Genomic DNA, 255 nt, shown 5'->3' on the forward strand with positions numbered 1-255 from the left:
TGACATGCCGTATCCCGGATGCCGCGTGGTTCGTCCGTCGATGGCGCTGTTGCGGTTCTTGCCGGTTTTGGTGACGGCCTGGTTCTGCGTCACATGCGGTGTCACGTTGATGGCACGAAGATTGGCCGCGTGATCGGCGGTATCGTACGCCTTGTCCTCGCCGGCCGTGATGCGGTGGCCGGCGGCTTTGCCTTGGGCCTTCAGCATGATCTCCGAGGCGCGGCGTTCGGTCGCCAGCCCATGCCGGTTCTCCAT

At 64.3% G+C, this 255-nt stretch carries 1 pseudogene; it reads right to left on the reverse strand.

Annotated elements, in window-relative coordinates:
• Nucleotides 1-255: pseudogene (locus tag ACZYOF_RS44750) on the reverse strand (IS5/IS1182 family transposase); the annotation flags it as partial.

This window comes from Bradyrhizobium sp. LeoA1Lang (assembly GCF_055413685.1).